Source organism: Photobacterium sp. DNB22_13_2, from assembly GCF_052873915.1.
The window spans coordinates 1-253 of record NZ_JBNNXU010000202.1 but is presented as its reverse complement, the minus strand read 5'-3'; the positions used below and the strand labels follow the sequence as shown (position 1 = coordinate 253).

The 253-nt window shown below is 58.5% G+C and carries 1 protein-coding gene; it reads right to left on the bottom strand.

The window, feature by feature from the left end:
- A partial coding sequence (locus ACVA58_RS28365) for a cache domain-containing protein (RefSeq protein ID WP_446513566.1) occupies positions 1-217 on the bottom strand: 217 nt, incomplete at its 3' end.
- Positions 218-253 lie beyond the last annotated feature (36 nt).

The following is a 253-nucleotide window of genomic DNA, read 5'->3' as shown; positions in this document are numbered from 1 at the left end:
TCTCAGGCTTGAACGGGTGCATGACCGAAACGGTATCGGTTCTCGACAGCGAGAAATAACCGTCGGTGCCGTAGCGCATGTCTTTCAAACGTGCGATGGCCTGGGCCTTGGCCTCTTCTACCGGCATCTTGCCGTCTTGCGCCAGTTGGCCGTATTCCTTGATGACGCTGAATGCGGTGGCACTGACGTTCTGGAGATCGCGTTGCCGCTCCTCCATGCGCACGGTGCGTGCGCTCCATGCACTCCACAATGT